The 17,263-nt window shown below is 67.3% G+C and carries 19 protein-coding genes; 8 read left to right on the top strand and 11 right to left on the bottom strand.

Annotation, left to right across the window (positions count from 1 at the left end; translation table 11 throughout):
- The first annotated feature begins 35 nt into the window (after positions 1 to 35).
- The 6 genes from ACVILH_RS01505 (at position 36) to ACVILH_RS01480 (ending at position 7,043) form a co-directional block, all read left to right on the top strand.
- Positions 36 to 1,310, top strand: coding sequence for an efflux RND transporter periplasmic adaptor subunit (locus ACVILH_RS01505; RefSeq protein ID WP_456711304.1), 1,275 nt, complete (start codon positions 36 to 38; stop codon positions 1,308 to 1,310).
- Positions 1,307 to 2,533 (top strand): ABC transporter permease, encoded by a 1,227-nt coding sequence (locus ACVILH_RS01500; protein ID WP_456711303.1) that lies wholly within the window; start codon positions 1,307 to 1,309, stop codon positions 2,531 to 2,533. The genes ACVILH_RS01505 and ACVILH_RS01500 overlap by 4 nt, the downstream gene beginning before the upstream one ends.
- Positions 2,526 to 3,209 (top strand): ABC transporter ATP-binding protein, encoded by a 684-nt coding sequence (locus ACVILH_RS01495; RefSeq protein WP_456711302.1) that lies wholly within the window; start codon positions 2,526 to 2,528, stop codon positions 3,207 to 3,209. Before ACVILH_RS01500 ends, ACVILH_RS01495 begins: the two co-directional genes overlap by 8 nt.
- 375 nt (positions 3,210 to 3,584) lie before the next feature.
- Positions 3,585 to 4,877, top strand: coding sequence for an adenylosuccinate synthase (locus ACVILH_RS01490; RefSeq protein WP_456711301.1), 1,293 nt, complete (start codon positions 3,585 to 3,587; stop codon positions 4,875 to 4,877).
- Between the two features lie 36 nt (positions 4,878 to 4,913).
- Positions 4,914 to 6,551, top strand: coding sequence for a hypothetical protein (locus ACVILH_RS01485; RefSeq protein WP_456711300.1), 1,638 nt, complete (start codon positions 4,914 to 4,916; stop codon positions 6,549 to 6,551).
- A 54-nt stretch (positions 6,552 to 6,605) separates the two neighbouring features.
- On the top strand, positions 6,606 to 7,043 hold the full coding sequence (locus tag ACVILH_RS01480) for a DUF5413 family protein (protein WP_456711299.1): 438 nt from the start codon (positions 6,606 to 6,608) through the stop codon (positions 7,041 to 7,043).
- A 17-nt stretch (positions 7,044 to 7,060) separates the two neighbouring features.
- Here ACVILH_RS01480 and ACVILH_RS01475 read toward each other — a convergent pair whose 3' ends face one another.
- A complete protein-coding gene (locus ACVILH_RS01475) occupies positions 7,061 to 7,312 on the bottom strand; it encodes a GCG_CRPN prefix-to-repeats domain-containing protein (RefSeq protein WP_456711298.1) in 252 nt (83 codons plus the stop codon).
- Between the two features lie 26 nt (positions 7,313 to 7,338).
- Complete coding sequence (locus ACVILH_RS01470; RefSeq protein ID WP_456711297.1) at positions 7,339 to 7,584, bottom strand: hypothetical protein; 246 nt, start codon at positions 7,582 to 7,584, stop codon at positions 7,339 to 7,341.
- Between the two features lie 267 nt (positions 7,585 to 7,851).
- Here ACVILH_RS01470 and ACVILH_RS01465 point away from each other — a divergent pair, with 267 nt between their 5' ends.
- Both ACVILH_RS01465 and ACVILH_RS01460 read left to right on the top strand, forming a co-directional pair.
- On the top strand, positions 7,852 to 8,811 hold the full coding sequence (locus ACVILH_RS01465; protein WP_456716841.1) for an AraC family transcriptional regulator: 960 nt from the start codon (positions 7,852 to 7,854) through the stop codon (positions 8,809 to 8,811).
- Between the two features lie 63 nt (positions 8,812 to 8,874).
- A complete protein-coding gene (locus tag ACVILH_RS01460; RefSeq protein ID WP_456711296.1) occupies positions 8,875 to 9,426 on the top strand; it encodes a DUF4112 domain-containing protein in 552 nt (183 codons plus the stop codon).
- Between the two features lie 88 nt (positions 9,427 to 9,514).
- Here ACVILH_RS01460 and ACVILH_RS01455 read toward each other — a convergent pair whose 3' ends face one another.
- From ACVILH_RS01455 to ACVILH_RS01415, 9 genes are all read right to left on the bottom strand, one after another.
- Positions 9,515 to 9,802, bottom strand: coding sequence for a hypothetical protein (locus ACVILH_RS01455; RefSeq protein WP_172889812.1), 288 nt, complete (start codon positions 9,800 to 9,802; stop codon positions 9,515 to 9,517).
- Between the two features lie 404 nt (positions 9,803 to 10,206).
- Positions 10,207 to 10,632: a peptide-methionine (R)-S-oxide reductase MsrB gene (msrB, locus tag ACVILH_RS01450; RefSeq protein WP_456711295.1), complete on the bottom strand. Its 426-nt coding sequence runs from the start codon at positions 10,630 to 10,632 to the stop codon at positions 10,207 to 10,209.
- A gap of 64 nt (positions 10,633 to 10,696) precedes the next feature.
- The gene (gene msrA / locus ACVILH_RS01445; protein ID WP_456711294.1) at positions 10,697 to 11,413 is read right to left on the bottom strand and encodes a peptide-methionine (S)-S-oxide reductase MsrA; all 717 of its coding nucleotides are present in this window, start codon (positions 11,411 to 11,413) and stop codon (positions 10,697 to 10,699) included.
- Between the two features lie 927 nt (positions 11,414 to 12,340).
- Positions 12,341 to 12,637 (bottom strand): copper-binding protein, encoded by a 297-nt coding sequence (locus ACVILH_RS01440; protein WP_456711293.1) that lies wholly within the window; start codon positions 12,635 to 12,637, stop codon positions 12,341 to 12,343.
- A 78-nt stretch (positions 12,638 to 12,715) separates the two neighbouring features.
- Entirely contained in the window at positions 12,716 to 13,177 is a 462-nt protein-coding gene (locus ACVILH_RS01435) for a cupredoxin domain-containing protein (protein WP_456711292.1), read from the bottom strand.
- A gap of 129 nt (positions 13,178 to 13,306) precedes the next feature.
- Positions 13,307 to 14,617 (bottom strand): multicopper oxidase family protein, encoded by a 1,311-nt coding sequence (locus ACVILH_RS01430; RefSeq protein WP_456711291.1) that lies wholly within the window; start codon positions 14,615 to 14,617, stop codon positions 13,307 to 13,309.
- 13 nt (positions 14,618 to 14,630) lie between these two features.
- The gene (locus ACVILH_RS01425) at positions 14,631 to 16,043 is read right to left on the bottom strand and encodes a TolC family protein (RefSeq protein WP_456711290.1); all 1,413 of its coding nucleotides are present in this window, start codon (positions 16,041 to 16,043) and stop codon (positions 14,631 to 14,633) included.
- Between the two features lie 9 nt (positions 16,044 to 16,052).
- Positions 16,053 to 16,340 carry a hypothetical protein gene (locus ACVILH_RS01420; RefSeq protein WP_456711289.1) on the bottom strand — a complete coding sequence of 96 codons (288 nt, stop codon included), beginning with the start codon at positions 16,338 to 16,340 and terminating at the stop codon, positions 16,053 to 16,055.
- Positions 16,341 to 16,410: 70 nt separating this feature from the next.
- Positions 16,411 to 16,863, bottom strand: a complete 453-nt coding sequence (locus tag ACVILH_RS01415) for a hypothetical protein (RefSeq protein WP_456711288.1) — start codon at positions 16,861 to 16,863, stop codon at positions 16,411 to 16,413.
- Between the last annotated feature and the right edge of the window lie 400 nt (positions 16,864 to 17,263).

Below are 17,263 nucleotides of genomic sequence, written 5' to 3'. Positions count from 1 at the left end.
ACGAGATCCCGCCCGATCCCTGGGCGCCATCTGCAATGACGGATATGGTCGATCAAGCCGCAGCCCTCCCGCGCCAGAGCAGCAAGCCAGTGCCGACGATCTGGTCTATCTTTTTGGCGCACCGCTGGTTCATTCTCGCGGTGATCCTGCTGCTCGGTCTCGGCGGCTGGCAGAGCGCGCGCGTCATGCTCGGCCCGGCGATCGTGGTCGATCAGGTTCGCCGCGGCGATCTCGTCGAGACTGTCGTCGCCAGCGGCCATGTCGAGACGCCATTCCGCGTCGAGATCGGCAGCCAGATCACCGGCACGGTCGATGAGGTTCTCGTGCTCGAAGGCCAGCGCGTGACCAAGGGCCAGCCGCTGATCTCGCTGGAGGCGCGCGAGTTCAAGGCCGCGGTGGTGCAGGCGCAAGGGCAGGTGGCGCAGGCCGAGGCGCGGATGCGCCAGCTCGCCGAATTGACCCTGCCGTCGGCCAAAGAGGCGCTGCGCCAGGCGCAGGCGACGCTGCTCAACGCGCAGCAGACCTATGACCGGACCTCGCAACTGACGACCAACGGCTATGCCACACGCGCGTCGCTCGACGAGGCGCAGAAGACGCTCGACATTGCGCTGGCGCAGAAGCGGGCAGCAGAATTCCAGGTGTTCACCGCAAGCCCCGGCGGCAGCGACTACGTGATGGCCGAGACGCAGCTGAACCAGGCCCACGCCAATCTCGACACCGCGCAATCGCGGCTCGGCTATGCGACGATCTCGGCGCCGCGCGACGGCGTGCTGATCACGCGCAATGTCGAGAAGGGCACCGTGGCGCAGCCCGGCAAGGCGCTGCTCGTTCTCGCGCCTGCCGGCGATGTCCAGCTCGTGCTGCAGATCGACGAGCGCAACCTCGGCAAGCTGGCGCTCGGGCAGACAGCGCTCGCCTCGGCCGATGCCTATCCGGACAAGCGCTTCTCCGCCGTGCTCAGCTACATCAATCCCGGCGTCGATCTCTCGCGCGCCTCGGTGCAGGTCAAGCTGATCGTCAAGGACCCGCCCGACTATCTGCGCCAGGACATGACGGTGTCGGTCGACATCGAGGTCGCCTCCCGCAAGGATACGCTGGAGCTGCCGGTGCGCTCGGTGCATGATCTCACCTCGGGGCAGCCCTGGGTGCTCGGTGAGAAGGACGGCCGCGCGGTCAAGCGGCCGGTGCGCGCCGGCATCCGCGGCAACAGCCATGTCGAGATCGTCGATGGCCTAGGTGTCGGCGAAATCGCCGTGCCCGCGAGCTCCGGCCTCGTCACCGGCCAGCGCTTCCGTCCGGTGCTGCCGTGAACCGCTGGCTGCCCTTCGAGTGGATCGCTGCGGTGCGTTTCCTGCGCGAGGGTCGGCTGCAGACCCTGTTCATCATCGGCGGCATCGCGATCGGCGTCGGCGTGATCGTGTTCATGTCGGCGATGCTGGCGGGCCTCGAGGCGAACTTCATCAAGCGCGTGCTGACCTCGCAGCCGCAGATTCAATTGCTGTCGCCGGATCAGGTCGCCCGTCCGCTGCGCAACGACAATGGCGTGATCGAGGATGCCATCGTGCAGCGGCCGAGCCAGCGCGTGATCTCGATCGACCAATGGCCGAAGATCCGCGCCCAGATGCTGGCGATGCCGGAGATCACCGCGGTGTCGCCGACCATCTCGGGCTCGGCGCTCGCCATTCGCGGCGATGCCAGCCGTGCCGTCACATTGTCCGGCGTCGAGCCGGAGAGCTACTTCACCATCGTGCGCGTGCCGGACTACATCGTCGCCGGCGAGCCACGGCTGACCAGCGAGGACATCATCATCGGCATCGAGCTGGCCAAGGACCTCGGCGCCGTGGTCGGCGACAAGCTGAATGTCCAGGCGGCCTCCGGCGCCAACCGCGTGCTGACGGTGACCGGCCTCGTCGATCTCGGCAATAAGGGCGTCAACCAGCGCGCCGCCTATGTCGCGTTGCGCACCGCGCAGTCGCTGCTCGGCATGATCGGCGGCGTCACCACGATCGACATCACCGTGCAGGACATCTACGCGGCCGAGGACATCGCCCAGCGCATCCAAGCCGCCAACCTGGTGAAGGCCGACAGCTGGATCAAGACCAACGCTCAGTTCTTCGTGGCCGTGCGGGCGCAGGAGACCTCCAACACGCTGATCCGCGTCTTCGTCGCGATGTCGGTCGCGTTCGGCATCGCCGCCGTGCTGATCGTGTCGGTGATCCAGCGCTCCAAGGAGATCGGCATCCTCAGGGCGATGGGCACCTCGCGCGGCCAGATCCTGCGCGTGTTCCTGCTGCAGGGCGGTTTGCTCGGCTTCGTCGGCTCGCTGTTCGGTGCGGCGCTCGGCGCAGGCGCGCTGATCTATTGGCACGCAGTGCAGCGCCAAACCGATGGTTCGGAGTTGTTTCCGCTCGTTCTCGAGCGCCAGCTATTCGTGATCACGGCATTGCTCGCGACGGTGACGGGATTGCTCGCGGCGACCGCGCCGGCGCTGCGCGCGGCCAAGCTCGATCCGGTGGTGGCGATCCGTGGCTGAGGACATCCTGCGGCTGGAGAAGGTGTGCAAGGCCTACAATGTCGGCCTGCCGACCGAGACCGAGGTGCTGCACGACATCGACCTCGAGGTCGATCGCGGCGAGTTCGTCGCGCTGATCGGCCCGTCCGGCTCGGGCAAGAGCACGCTTCTCAATATCGTCGGCCTGCTCGACCGGCCGACCTCCGGCCGGCTCACGATCAAGGGCCATGACATCGCATCGCTCGGCGATACCGAGCTCACGCATCTGCGCGGCCACACCATCGGCTTCATCTTCCAGTCGCATCTCCTGATCTCCGCCTTCACGGCCAAGGAGAACGTGATGATGCCGCTGCTGGTCGACCGCGGCTTTCCGAGCCCGGAGATCGAGGCGCGGGCGGGCAAGCTGCTCGACCAGGTCGGCTTGGCTAAATTTGCGAACCATCTCGCGAGCAACATGTCGGGCGGCCAGCAGCAGCGCGTCGCGGTGGCCCGGGCGCTGGCGATGAACCCAGATCTGGTGCTGGCGGACGAGCCGACCGGCAATCTCGACAGCAAGTCCGCGGAGGCCGTGTTCGGCTTGATGCGGGAGGTAAATCGGACGGTCGGGACCAGCTTTCTGCTCGTGACCCATAACCTCGACCTGGCGCGGCGCTGTGATCGCATCATCGAGGTCGTCGATGGCCGCATCTCCGCCTGAGACCCCGCCGGGGTGAGCAGATAGGCTGTCGATTTGCAACTCGATCGTAGATTCGCCGCCGTTCCAGTGCTGAATGACCTCGCCCGTTACCATGCGCCGCCAGAAGCGCAGGGCCGGGTCGCCCGATCCGCGGCCGGGGCGGCATGAAATTTTGGGGCTTATCAAAGGCTTGGTGGCGCTGTTGTGTGCTCCGGAGGCCCGTTCTTGCTTGCCTAGCCCGGCGGCTTCCTTTATCCGGTGGGTCGCCTCGCAAGCGAGCGGTCCCGGCCGCGATTTGGGCTGGGCGCATGGTTGGCCGGGCCGGCCCCTCATCGGAAGCGATATCGACCGAGCCGATCGTGCTGTTTTGGATCTTGGCAGAGGAAAGAGCTGCGAATGGCTAACGTGGTCGTCGTCGGCGCCCAATGGGGTGACGAGGGGAAGGGCAAGATCGTCGATTGGCTGTCGGAGCAGGCCGACATCGTCGTGCGCTTCCAGGGCGGCCATAACGCCGGTCATACGCTTGTCATCAATGGCGCGACCTACAAGCTGGCGCTGCTGCCGTCCGGCGTGCTGCGCGCCGGCAAGCTGTCGGTGATCGGCAATGGCGTCGTGTTCGATCCGCAGGCCTTCCTCGACGAGGTGGGCAAGCTGCAGGCGCAAGGCCTGACCATCAGCCCGGACAATCTGCGCGTCGCCGAGAACGTCACGCTCATTCTGCCGCTGCACCGAGAGCTCGACGCGCGGCGCGAATCCGCCAGCGCCGCGACCGCGATCGGCACCACCCGCCGCGGCATCGGCCCGGCCTATGAGGACAAGGTCGGCCGCCGCGCGATCCGCCTGATGGACCTCGCCGACCTCGATACGCTGCCGCACAAGATCGACCGGTTGCTTGCTCACCACAACGCGTTGCGCCGCGGCCTCGGGCTCGAGCAGATCGACGGCAAGGTCATTCTGGACGAGCTGACCGCTTTGGCGCCGCAGCTGCTGCCCTATGCCGAGACGGTGTGGCGGCTGCTCGACATCAAGCGCCGCGAGGGCAAGCGCCTGCTGTTCGAGGGTGCGCAGGGCGCGCTGCTCGACGTCGATCACGGCACCTATCCCTACGTCACCTCGTCCAACACGGTGGCGGCGCAGGCCGCGACCGGCGCTGGCCTCGGACCGGGGGCGATCGGCTACGTGCTCGGCCTGTGCAAGGCCTACACGACCCGCGTCGGCCAGGGACCGTTCCCGACCGAGCAGGACAACGAGACCGGCCGCAAGATCGGCGAGCGTGGCCGCGAGTTCGGAACGAATACCGGCCGGCCGCGTCGTTGCGGCTGGTTCGATGCGGTGCTGGTCCGCCAGGCGGTGCGGACCTGCGGCATTAACGGTCTTGCGCTGACCAAGCTGGACATTCTCGACGGTTTCGACACCATCGAGGTCTGCACCGGCTACAAGCTGGACGGCAAGGAGATCGATCACTTCCCGGCAGGCGAGGGCGCTCAGGCCCGGGTCGAGCCGATCTACGAGACCATCGAAGGCTGGAAGCAGCCGACGGCGAACGCGCGCTCCTGGGCCGACCTGCCGGCCCAGGCCATCAAATACGTCCGGCGCATCGAGGAACTGGTGGGTTGCCCAATTGCGCTGCTTTCCACCAGCCCCGAACGCGAGGATACTATCCTGGTCCAGAATCCCTTCGAGGCGTGACGGGACCCGACAGCGCAGCCCGCGAATTGAGTTGATATGGCCGACTACTACCCGCTGATAGCCCGCGCCATTGCCGGATTGGACCCCAACGCTCCCGGCGAAAGCCGGCGTGCGCTTTACGAGCGGGCTCGGGCGGCGCTGATCGCGCAATTGCGTAGCGTTCAGCCGCCGCTCAGCGAATCCGAGATCACCCGCGAGCGGCTGTCGCTCGAGGAAGCCGTGCGCAAGGTCGAGGCGGAAGCCGCCCAGCGCGCGCGCGAGGCGCAGCGGACCTCCAGCGGCGCGGCCCGTCCCGGCGACGCGCTGCGCCGGGCCGGCGCCCGCAATGCCGATGCTCCGGCGGCTCCTGCAGCCCAACCCGGCGCGACGCCCGAGCCGGCCGCCGCTCCCGCCCCGCGACCGCGTCCAGCTCCCGCCCCCGCTCCGCGGAACGATCGTCCGCCGCCTGGCCCCGAGCCGGTGGAGGCCAAGCCGTTGCGCCCCGCACGGCCCGAGCCGCCGCCCGCCGCTGCGGCTCCGGCTGCGCCCATCCGGCCTCAGCCGAACCCGGCCGCTGCCCCTGATGCGCCACCGCCGGTCCGAGAGCGGCCAGCCGCCCCGCGCCGTGCGCCTGACGCCAACGGCCCGGCTGCCGCGACGCCCTCGATGCGCGGCTTCCGCGACATCACCGCCGATGTCGACGATCTCGGCAAGGCCACCGCCCAGGCCAACCGGGCCGCGCGCAAGACCTACGCCAACGTTCCCGCGACCGACCTCGACCGGCTCGAGGATGATGACGATCGGCCGCCGCTGCCCGAGCCGGCCTATTCGTATGATGAATCCGTCCAGGAGGCCGAGCGCTACGCGGTGCCGGCCACCGCGTCGGGCCGCCCGCGGGCCGCCGGCGGGGAGATCAAGAAGAAGCCTGAGCGCGGCGGCTCGACGTTCCCGTTCAAGGCCGCGATTGCCGCCGGCATCGTGCTGATCCTGGTCGGCGCCGGCATCCTGTGGGGCCGGCCGCTGGTCGGTGCCGTCACCGGACTGTTCAAGTCGAGCTCGACGGTCGAGGCGCCGAAGGACACCGGCGCGCCGCTCAGCAAGCCCAAGATCACCGACCGCGTCGGCCAGTCGCCATCCTCCGACCAGATCGCGCCGGTGGCGCAGAAGGTCGTGCTGTATGACGAGGATCCGAACGACCCGAAGGGCAAGCAATATCTCGGCTCGGTGGTCTGGCGCACCGAGCAGATCAAGGCGACGGGCACCCAGAAGGCCGATATCGCCGTGCGCGCCGACATCGAGATTCCCGACCGCAAGTTCAAGATGACGATGTCGTTCCGCCGCAACACGGACACGTCGCTGCCGGCGAGCCATACGGCCGAGCTGACGTTCATCCTGCCGCAGAATTTCGACGGCGGCGGCGTCGGCAACGTGCCGGGCATCCTGATGAAGTCCAACGAGCAGTCGCGCGGCACGCCGCTGGCGGGCCTGGCCGTGAAGGTCACCGACGGCTTCTTCCTGGTCGGCCTGTCCAATGTCGACGCCGACCGGACCCGCAACGTGCAGCTCCTGAAGGAGCGCTCCTGGTTCGACGTTCCCCTGGTTTACAGCAACCAGCGCCGCGCGATCATCGCGATCGAGAAGGGCGCACCCGGCGAGCGCGCCTTCAACGACGCCTTCGCGGTGTGGGGGGACTGACCGGACGATGACGGCTTCGCGCCATCCTAGGATCGGCGCGGCAGGAGGTGTGGCATGAAGCGCTATCTGATCTTCGTTGCCGTCGGTCCGGCGCTGGGCGGCTTCGCGCTGCTGCTGGTCACCACCTACATGTCCGGCTACTGGACCCACACGGATGCAAGCGAGGTGGCGAAGCTGTTCAAGGTGTTCGTCACGTCGCTGCAGTTCAGCTATCTCTTCGGCTTCCTGCCGGCGCTGATGATGTGCGCGATCGACGACATCCTGTTTCACGTCCGGCGCATCCCGCCGGTCGCGCGGATGCTGATCGTCGGCGGCATCGGCTTCCTTCTGGCCGGCTTCAACTACGCGTCGCATGGCTCCGAATATGGTGCCCTGCAATGGATCTTGTACGGGCTGGTCGGCTTCATTCCGGCGACCGTGTCGTCCTGGCTGGTGCACAAATTCGTCGACGAGACGCCGCCGGCCGCCCTCGCTGAGCCGCCGACGGCATAGCGCGATCAGGCGTTCTATTATCTCCCGTTGCCGCGGCAGCGGCCATAGGGGCCGATGTGGAAGCCCCGCGGGCAGGCGTGGGCTGCTGGGTTGGCGAAGTTGCGCCGGCAGCCGCCATAAGGGCCACGGTGCCAGCCAGGTCCGCAGCCGCCCGCGACCTGGATGACCATGGGCTCGAGGCCGGTGGTGCTGATAGGGGCCGGCGGCATCGCGGATGCGCCGGCGGTGAGGGCTCCGAAGAGCAGGAGGCTGGTCAGGATGGCTCGCATCGATGATCTCCCTGGTGTGACCCTCGCTAGCCGCCCGCCGCGAAGGCGATGCCGGCACGGACTTCGGTGATGGCCTGATCGATCAGCCCGAGGGCGCGCTCGCGATGGCCGCCCTTGTTGGGTGTCGCCTGAGCGAGCTCGGCCCGGGCCGATTGCAGCAGGGTGACGGTTGCGGTCATGTGCGGCTGCGCGCCGAGCGCGTAGCCGATCCCGATGGCGACCGTGAGGGCGGCGCCGAGGCCGAGCCTGCGGGCTGCGGAAGACATGGTCATCTCAATCTCTCCTCGCACTGATGGCTGTCGACTGGACTGATGGAGCCGCATGCATAGTGGCGTGCGTCCGTCCGCATCGGTAGTTGAACCCGATGCTGCCGTCTTGGACTCATCAGCATGGACGGGGCCGCGACTTGGACTGATCGGCGCTCCCGCTCTCCGCTCGATGTGCTCCGCTGACGTCAGCGGCCGTTCATCCCGCGCCTGCCACATTGATCTTGCAGATTTTCGCTTGCAGATTTTCCCTTGCCCTCGGGTCCGGCCGCGATGACCATCGTCAGGAAAATGCTGTCCACCGACATGCTGCCGAACGGGCTTGACGACAGGCAGCGCTTCTTGTGCTTTGCGGAATTGTTCGAGCACTTCTCCAACACAGGTGAGCTCGATCCGGCAGAGGACGTGCCGTTTCGCGCTGCGATGAACGCGATCCATATCGGCACCACCTTGCTCGGCCGTTGCGACGGCACCTTCACCCGCGTCAGGCGCGAGCGTCGCCAGGTGCTGGCCACCAATGACGACCGCTATTGCCTGGCGCGCAACGCCGGGAGCCGCGAGGCGATGGTCGTGCATCGTGGCCGCGAGTTCGTGCTGCGCCCCGGCGCCATGGTGCTGCTCAAGCTCGACGAGCCGTTCTTCAGCGCCGATGGCGCGAGCCACAAGCGCTTCGTCAACGTGCATCTGCCGATGGTGACCTTGCGCTCGATGGTGCCCGGCGTCGATGATCTCGTCGGACGCGAGCTGGAGCCGGGCGGGGCGCTGTCGCTGGCGATGGACTACAGCGAGCTGCTGCTCGCCCGCCCCACGGCCGCTGACGAAGCGGGCACGGCGATCGCGCAGCATCTGCTCGATCTGGTCGCGCTCGGCCTTGGCGTGCGCGGCGAGGTGATGCTCAAGGCCCGGCGCGGCGGGCTGCGCAGCGTGCGCCTGAGCGGCGTGCTGGCGATCCTCAATGCGCGCTTCGCCGAGCCGGACTTCTCGGCGCAGAAGCTCGCCGCGGCCGCCGGCCTGTCGGAGCGCTATGTGAACGACCTGCTCTACGAGGCCGGCGCCGGCTTCTCCGCGCGGGTGAACGAGCTCCGTCTGCGCAAGGCGATGGACCTGCTCGCGGAGGAGGGGCGCCGTATCAGCGATATCGCGTTTTCCTGCGGCTTCAACGATCTCTCTTATTTCAACCGCTGCTTCCGGCGCCGCTTCGGGCTGACCCCGACCGGGGCGCGCGGGCGTTAGATGCTGCCCGGCGGCCATTCGACGCAACTTGTCCCCGGCCTCGTGCGTTTCTATGTCATGGCCATGCAGAACCAGAGTTCCACCTCGCCCCGCCGCGCCTCCGGACGTGCCTCGCAGGCGCATTTCGACGCCAAGGAGGCGCGTGGGCCGATCATCGACCAGGACGGACGTGAGATTCCGCAATCTCCGTTCCAGTCCTCGTTCCGCGGCGCCTTTGCGGGCGCCGACGGCGTGCGCTTCGACTTCCAGGGCGCCAACCCGTTCGGCAACCTCACGCGCGAGCAGCGCATCGCCCGGCTCGAGGCGGTGGCGAAGCTGCTCGACGTCGCCTTCGTCCTGCCCGGCACGAATATCCGCTACGGCATCGACGGCATCATCGGCCTGATCCCCGTCTTCGGCGATCTCATCGCGACCGCACTGTCGCTGTGGCTGGTGCGCGAGGCCCGCGCGCTCGGCGCGCCCTGGCACGTCATCACCCGCATGCTCGGCAATGTCGCGGTCGAGGGCGTGATCGGCATGGTGCCGGTGGCCGGCGACGCCTTCGACGTGCTGTTCCGCGCCAACATGCGCAACGCCAAGATCCTGCGGCGGTGGTTGGATACCCAACCGCGCTGACATCAGGCAAAAGCGAACAAAAGCACCCCCAGAAAAAAACTGCCCCGCACTGGGCGGGGCAGGGTGTCGTCTGATGGTTGGGCTGCCGTCAGGCCGCATCGGCGTCGGGCGCCTTGTCCTCGACCGCGCGGCGCGGCAGCGGGAACGCCTCGCTCTCATACAGGGTGCGGATGCCGTTCTGGTCGAACCGGGCTTCCTCGACCTGCAGATAGGCGCCGTTGAGCGAGTCCGCCGGCAACTCCTCCATGGCGAAGCGCACGGCCTCGGCCGCGGTGCCGAACCGCCGATAGGCGAAGCCCGCCCGCTTCTTCTTGCGAATGGCGGCGGGGAACAGTTCGGCAGAGGTGTTGAAGTTGAACGGACGCATTGGACGCATGGTCTGAGACCTCTTCTTGTCGGCTAAGAGCGCTGACGCGAGCTTTCGAACGATCAAGCTTGGCAATGACGCCAGCGATTGCGGGTGTGGAGGGCGGAATCTTGCCGCTCCAGGCGGCCCAGCCCTGCATGTCAGTTACGGCCCCTAATATAGGCCGATTTGACAGAAATGCGAATCCTGCCCGGTCACATCGTAAATCCGGGCTGCCCGCAGCCCTTTGGAAATATCCTATTTTTTCAACAACTTAATTGATCTGCAACTTGTGAATGCAGGCGAGCTTCATGCGTCTTGCGAAAATCTGGCCTGTTGTGGCTGATTTTGACCGACAGAGCCGGGCTCATTGAGCTCTGCCCGCCCCCGGATACCGTCCATGGGACGACATCCGAGGGCGCGATCCCCTTGGGTCAACGCGGCTTGAGCTTCAGCGCCGCCGAGTTGATGCAGTACCGCAATCCGGTCGGGCCGGGACCGTCCGGGAAGACGTGGCCGAGATGGCCAGAGCATTTCGAGCAAAGCACCTCGGTGCGGACCATGCCGTGGGTATAATCGGTCTCCTCGTCGATGTGGCTCTCCGTCGCCGGCTGGGTGAAGCTCGGCCAGCCGCAGCCGGAATCGAACTTGGCGTCGGACTCGAACAGGGTCTGGCCGCAGCCGGCGCAGACATACGTTCCGGCGCGATGCTCATGCTCGTACTCGCCCGAGAACGGACGCTCGGTCGCCTTCTCGCGCAGCACGGCATACTGCATCGGCGTCAGCTCGCGGCGCCACTCGGCCTCGCTCTTGACGACTTTGTCGCCGGTCTCGGGCGTGTTCGTCTTGGTGTCGCTCATCCTTATGATCCTCCGGCGGACCCGGTGGGTCCGCCTGCATTTGCGCTGGTGGCCGGCGCGACGCTCAGTTCGTCGCCTTGGCGTTGCCGACCAGCGTGGGCTTCTCGATGTAGTTCTCGGCGAAGATCTTCTTCAGATTGTCGATCTTCGGCAGGTCGTTATAGGCAATATAGGGCTGGCTGGGGTGCAGCGTCAGGTAGTCCTGGTGATAGTCCTCGGCCGGATAGAACGCCTCGAGCTTGCCGACCTTGGTCACGATCGGCTTGCCGAACACCTTGGCCTTGTCGAGCTGGGCGATATAGGCCTCGGCGACCTTCTTCTGTGCCTCCGAGGTCGTGAAGATCGCCGAGCGATATTGCGGGCCGGTGTCGGGGCCCTGGCGGTTCAGCTGGGTCGGGTCGTGCACCACCGAGAAGAAGATCTGGAGGATCTTGCCGTAGGAGACCTTCTTCGGGTCGAACTTGATCTGCACGGACTCCGCGTGGCCGGTGCTGCCGGTCGAGACCGTGCGATAGTCGGCCGTGGCCTTGGTGCCGCCGGCATAGCCGGAGACGGCGCTGACCACGCCCGCGGTGTGCTGGTAGACGCCCTGGACGCCCCAGAAGCAGCCGCCGGCGACAACAGCGGTTTCGAGACCGTCGCCGGCCGGCTGGTCCTGCGCCGGAGGCGGGATCACCACCGCCTCCTCGGCGGCGTGCAGCGGCTGCCAGAGTAGGATGCCGGCGACCGCGACGGCACCGAGCATGGCCGTTTTCAGGAACATGGAGCGGGTGAGGCGCATCTTCGATCCTCGTTGGGTTGTTTGTCTCGTTGGCCGGCCGAAACACTGGCCCGGTCCGGCCTCTGTCGCAAGATACGTGCGTGAGTTGCGGGCGTTACAGGGGGCGCCACACGACTGCGTGAACGGCTGCGGGCGGCGCGGAAGCGGAGATTCCCGGTGGTCGCCCGCACGCCGCCGTCGTCCCGGCCTTGAGCCGGGACCCATAGCCACCGGCGGGAGTGATGGAAGCGATATCGCGGACATTTGCGCGCCAAAGATGGGCCGGTGGTTGGGTCCCGGGTCAAGCCCGGGACGACGGCCTTGGGTGTGGCGCGACCTCGGGCACGACACTTCATTCTCGCGGCCCATCCAGCCCGAGTGATGCTTGATCCTTGTCCCTCCAGCTCACGGAGGGCGCAGGGAAGGCCGGGTGCCGACCGACACCCATGGTCCGCGTGCAGCAAATAAGCACGCGGCAGAACCACAGGTTCAGCCGGATCATCCCGGCCTTCCCTGCGCGATGGTGTTAACGCTTATACGTGCTCTCCCCGGGGACCGGCTGTCTTGCCCCCGTCACGAGCGGATCATCACCACCCGCTTGACCTCAGCGTCGGGAGGCCAGGACCACACGCTTTCGCCGTCCGCGCCATGCCGTTCGTCCGCAGGCCTTCGCCCGCTGCGACATGTCGCGTCCATCGCATCCCCAGCCCCACGCTCGTGACGATCGCGAAGCGCCCCTCGTGGCGGGCCGGGATGCGCAAGAAGGTGCCAGTGATTTGCCCGACGACACAAGGCCCGTCGGGTTGCGACAAAGTAACCCGACGGGCAGTGGATGCGACGCCTGTCGGCATCTTCGTCGATCGAACCTACGTCGATAGGTTGATCGATCGGCACCTCATCCCGGGCTCGCGCTGAGGCGCGCCCGGGAATGACATGAGAAAGGCAGTTCTACTTGCCCTTCTCGATCTTCGTCACGGTGTAGCCCGAGGGCTCCTCCACCGCCTCGAACTTGACCTTGTCGCCGGGCTTCAGGCCCTTGAGCCAAGCGGCGTCCTTGACGCGGTAGACCATGGTCATGGCCTCGTCCATGCCGAGGCTCTTGGCGGGGCCGTGATGCAGGGTGATCTTGGCGTTGGCTTCGTCGACCTTCTTGACATCACCGCTGATCGTGTCGGCCGCGACGGCTGAGGTCATGAGAGCGACGACCAGCGCGGCAGCGGTGGTGAGATGATGATACGATTTCATGCTTGTTTCCTTCTGTTGATTGGGTGGATGCGTCGGGCGGATTACGCTGCGCTCATCCGCCCTACGAAATGGCGTCTACTACTTGACGGTGACGTGGCCGGTCATGCCGAACTCGCGGTGATCGGGGATCAGGCAGGAGTATTCGAACGTCCCCGGCTTGCTGAACCGCCACAGCAGCTCGGCGGTCTTGCCGGGGGCGAGCCGCGTGCCGTTCGGCTCGTCGTGCTCCATATGCGGGTGCTTCTTCATGACGGCGGCGTGCTTCAGGTTCTCGGCCTTGGTAGCGAGCAGGAATTCGTGATCCTCCTTGCCGGCGTTGCGCAGCACGAAGCGGATCTGCTCGCCGCGCTTCACCTCGATGCGTGCGGGCGTGAACTCCATCTCGCTGAGCAGCACCTCGATGGTGCGCGACGGCTGCTTGGGATCGCCGGGCTCGCCGGCGGAATAGCCGCGCGGACCATGCTGCTCATGGCCGCGCGCCGATGCGAGGGCTATCAGGGCCGCAGCGGCCGCCGCGACGAGGGAGATTGCGGTCTTCATAACGTGCTCCTGATCATCTGTCTGTTGCGCGTGATCGCGGTATCAGTTCGTGGGCCGGATGAGCGGAGCGTCATCCGCCATATCGCTGTGGTGTGCTGTCGTGGCGGATTACGCTGGCGCTAATCCGCCCTACGGTCCGTTGCTCCGTCGTACCGGCTCCGGCGCGCTTGCGACCTCGTAGGCGACGGTGCCTTGCGGAAACTGATACGGGCCGGGATCGCGATAGTCGTCGCGCGCGAGGCCTTCGCGCACTTTGACGGTGGTGAACATGCCGCCCATCTCGATCGGGCCGAACTGGCCGGTGCCGGTCATCATCGGCAGCGTGTTGTTCGGCGCCGGCATCTCCATGCTGCCCATCGCCATGCCGGTGTGGCCCATCACCATGCCCTCGGGCGCGAGCTTGCCGACGGCGGCGGCGAGCTCCTTGCGCGACACGCCGATCAGATTGCGCATGTCGTGGCCCATCGCGTTCATGGTGTGATGCGACTTGTGGCAATGGAACGCCCAGTCGCCGGGATTGTCGGCTGTGAAGTCGAGCACGCGTATTGTGCCGACCGGCACGTCGGTGGTGGTCTCCGGGAATTGCGCAGCTTCAGGCAGCCAGCCGCCGTCGGTGCCGGTCACCTTGAACTTGTGGCCGTGCAGATGGATCGGATGATTGGTCATGGTGAGATTGCCAATGCGGATGCGCACGCGATCGCCGAGCCGCACCGGCATCGGATCGATGCCGGGAAAGACGCGGGCGTTCCAGGTCCACATGTTGAAATCGGTCATCTCGTTGACCTTCGGCAGATAGCTGCCGGGCTCGATGCGATAGCTCGACATCACGAAGACGTAGTCGCGGTCGACGGGCGGCGGCTGCGCTCCCCGCGGATGCACGACGATCATGCCCATCATGCCCATTGCCATCTGCACCATCTCGTCGGCATGGGGGTGATACATGAAGGTGCCGGCGTGCTTCATCTCGAACTCGTAGACGAAGGTCTTGCCGGGCTTGATGTGCGGCTGGGTCAGGCCGCCGACGCCGTCCATGCCGCAGGGCAGGATCACGCCGTGCCAGTGCACGGTGGTGTATTCCGGCAGTCTGTTGGTGACGAAGATCCGGACCTTGTCGCCCTCGACGGCCTCGATGGTCGGTCCCGGCGACTGGCCGTTGTAGCCCCAGAGGTGCGTGGTCATGCCCGGCGCGAATTCGCGCGTGATGGGTTCGGCGACGAGATGGAATTCCTTCCAATCGCCGTTCATGCGGAACGGCAGCGACCAGCCGTTCAGCGTCACCACGGGCTGATAGTCCGGACCGGCGGTGGGATGCAGCGGCGGCTGCATCACGGTCTTGTCCATGGTCGCGGCTTCCGGAATCGCGGCGGCCTGGACGCGGCCCGAGACGGCGGAGGCGCCGGCCAGCGCCGCGGAGCCGAGCAGGGTTCGGCGTGACAACATGCATGCTCTCCTGTCAGTCGTTGCTTGGCGCGAGCGCGCTCGCGGTCTGTTGTGTCGTATCTTCGCCGGCCGTCACTCCGCCATTGACGGCGGCCGACAGCTCGGCCTCGGCCAGGAAGAAGTCCCTGGCCGCATCGATCGCGGCGCGGCGTGATGCGAGGCGCTGCCGCGCCTCGAGCAGCAGCGCGAAGATGTCGACCTGCATGCTGGAATAGCGCAGCTGCATCTCCTCGCTGATGATCTGCCGTAGCGGCAGCACCTCGCGGGCGTAGTGACCGGCGATGTCATAGGCGGCGCGATAGCTGCGATAGGCATCGCGGGCCTCGGAGCGGACCGTGACGGCGCGCTCGGAGAGGCGGTTGAAGGCGATGTTGTAGGTCTCCGCCGCCTGCCGCACCCGTACCTCGCCGCCGTCGAAGATCGGGATCTGGAACTGCACATCATAGCCGCGCTCGCGAATGACGCGGCCGTCCGCCTCGCCGGTCTTGCGGTCGAGGCCGGCGAGGTCGAGCAGGGTGATGAAGCGCGTGGCCTCGGTGAGCTGCAGCGAGGTCGCCAGCGCGGTCAGCTCCTGCCGCGCGATCTGCAGGTCGATGCGATGCGCGACCGCATCGCGCTCGATGAAGGGCTCGGTCAGCGGCCGGCGCGGCAGCGTGGGGAGACGGTTGGGCAGGCGGAAATCGAGATCGTCGCCCCACAGGCCCATCAGCCGGATCAGCCGCTCGCGCGCGCTGCCCGCCGCGCGGCGCGCCGTGGCAAGCTCGGCGGTGGTCTCCGCGTAGAACACCTGCTCGCGAGCCTGATCGAGGCGGTTGAGCGCGCCGGTCTCGCCCAGCTTGGCGGCGAGTTTCGCAGCGGCTTCCGCCGCCGATTGCGCCTCGACCAGCAGCGCCACCAACTGATTGGCGGCGACCACGCGCACATGGGCGCGGCGGACCTCGGCGGCGAGCCGGACCGTGGCGAGCGCGGCCCGCAACTGCGCCTGGTGGAAGCGCTCGCGCGCGATCTCCGAGCGCAGCGGCAGGGTGGCGAGCGCCAGGATGTCGCCGGCGACCTGGCGCTCGGCCTCGAACGCGCCGTCGCCGCTGATGCGCATCAGCGAGAAGGTCGGGTTCGGCGGCAGGCTGGCCTCGATCGCATCCGCCTCGCTCAGCGCGAGCTGATGGAAGGCCGCTTGCAGCCCCTTGTTGTTGAACAGCGCAACCTGCACCGCGGCGTCCGCCGACAGTGGCCGCGCCAGCAGTTTGCGCGTCGCGTCGCGCACGCGCGCGGCATCGTCCTCGGTTCTGACCGAGGCGACCTCCTTGGCGGTCGTGCGTGCGGTGATGTCGGCGACGACGCTCATGCCGCCGTCGGGCGAGAACGAGGCGCAGCCGGCGAGCGCCGTCGCGGCCGCCAAGGCGGCAATCCGTTTGATCCCCTGCATCGGGCGCTCCTAACGACTCGGTTCGGTGCGGGGCGCGCCGGATGGGGCGCGCTGGCCCCAACTTGCCGGGGCCACGGGTCGTAACGGCGTGTAGGGCGCGATGACGGACGACGTGCGCACCGGCGCAACGCGCGCCGAGGGATCGGCGGGATCGGCGCCCGACAGCGCGACCGTGCGCGGCTGGCAGGCGGCGAGCCCTGTCGTCGCGAGCAGCGTGGCGCTCACGACGCATGGAAGAAGCAGGCTGCGCCGCGCCGCACGTGCAGCCGCGGACGTCGCCTTCGATTGCGACAACATGAAGAGTCCTTTGATCTGTCGATGACAACAGAGCAGCGGCGCGTGCGAGGCGCGCAGCCGCGTCGTTCGCTCAGATCAGGACGATGGGGGGCCGATACAGGAGTGGCGGCGCGCGGCCGGGGAGGCTGGCCTCGCCGACGGACTCGCTGGCCGTGGCCACCGGCGAGGGCAGGGTCACGCCCGGCAATGCGGCGGTCAGGCCGACCGCGCACATCATGGCACAGCAGGGACCGGGCAGCTTGCTGTGGTCGTGATGCGAGCGAGCGGGCGCAGGGACGTCCCGCGTCTGCAGGCCGGCATCGGCCACGCGATCATTGCCGTGGTGATGCGCATGGGCCGCAGACATCTGCGGCACCATCGCGCCGTCGCTGCTCTCATGATGCGCGGCGTGATGATGCGAGACCGTCATCGTCACGGAACCGTCGTCGAGACAGGGCGCCGCGTCATGGGAGAAGGCGAGCGCCACGCCCGGGCTGAGCACGCAGACGAGGTAAGCGAGCACGAGCAACCGCCCCGCCACCATCAGCATGTTCCGAGTGAGCCCCAACGACATCCGCGCGCAAATCGCTCCGTTCGGGATGCACCTTAGCGCAGGAGGCGCTGCGCTGCAAAGAGGAGAGGACACCGGTCCACTCTTCACGTTGTCGCGTGCCGTGCTTCGGCACAACAACTCTCGCCGGGGCTCGTTTTGCGGCAGTCACACCGCGCGCTCGTTGTTCACCTCGCCCCGCTTGCGGGGAGAGGTCGGATGGCATCGCTAGATGCCATCCGGGTGAGGGGGGCTGTCCGCACGGTCGGTGGGTGTGGCCGCCCCTCACCCCAGCCCTCTCCCCGTGAAGAACGGGGAGAGGGAGGACACCGCGCGCTGCGCGAAAGCTTGCCCCCACATACACGACGGTCTCGATCGCGTTGCTCATCACGTT

This window comes from Bradyrhizobium sp. USDA 4353 (assembly GCF_054063215.1).
This window is presented reverse-complemented; position numbering and strand designations above follow the sequence as displayed.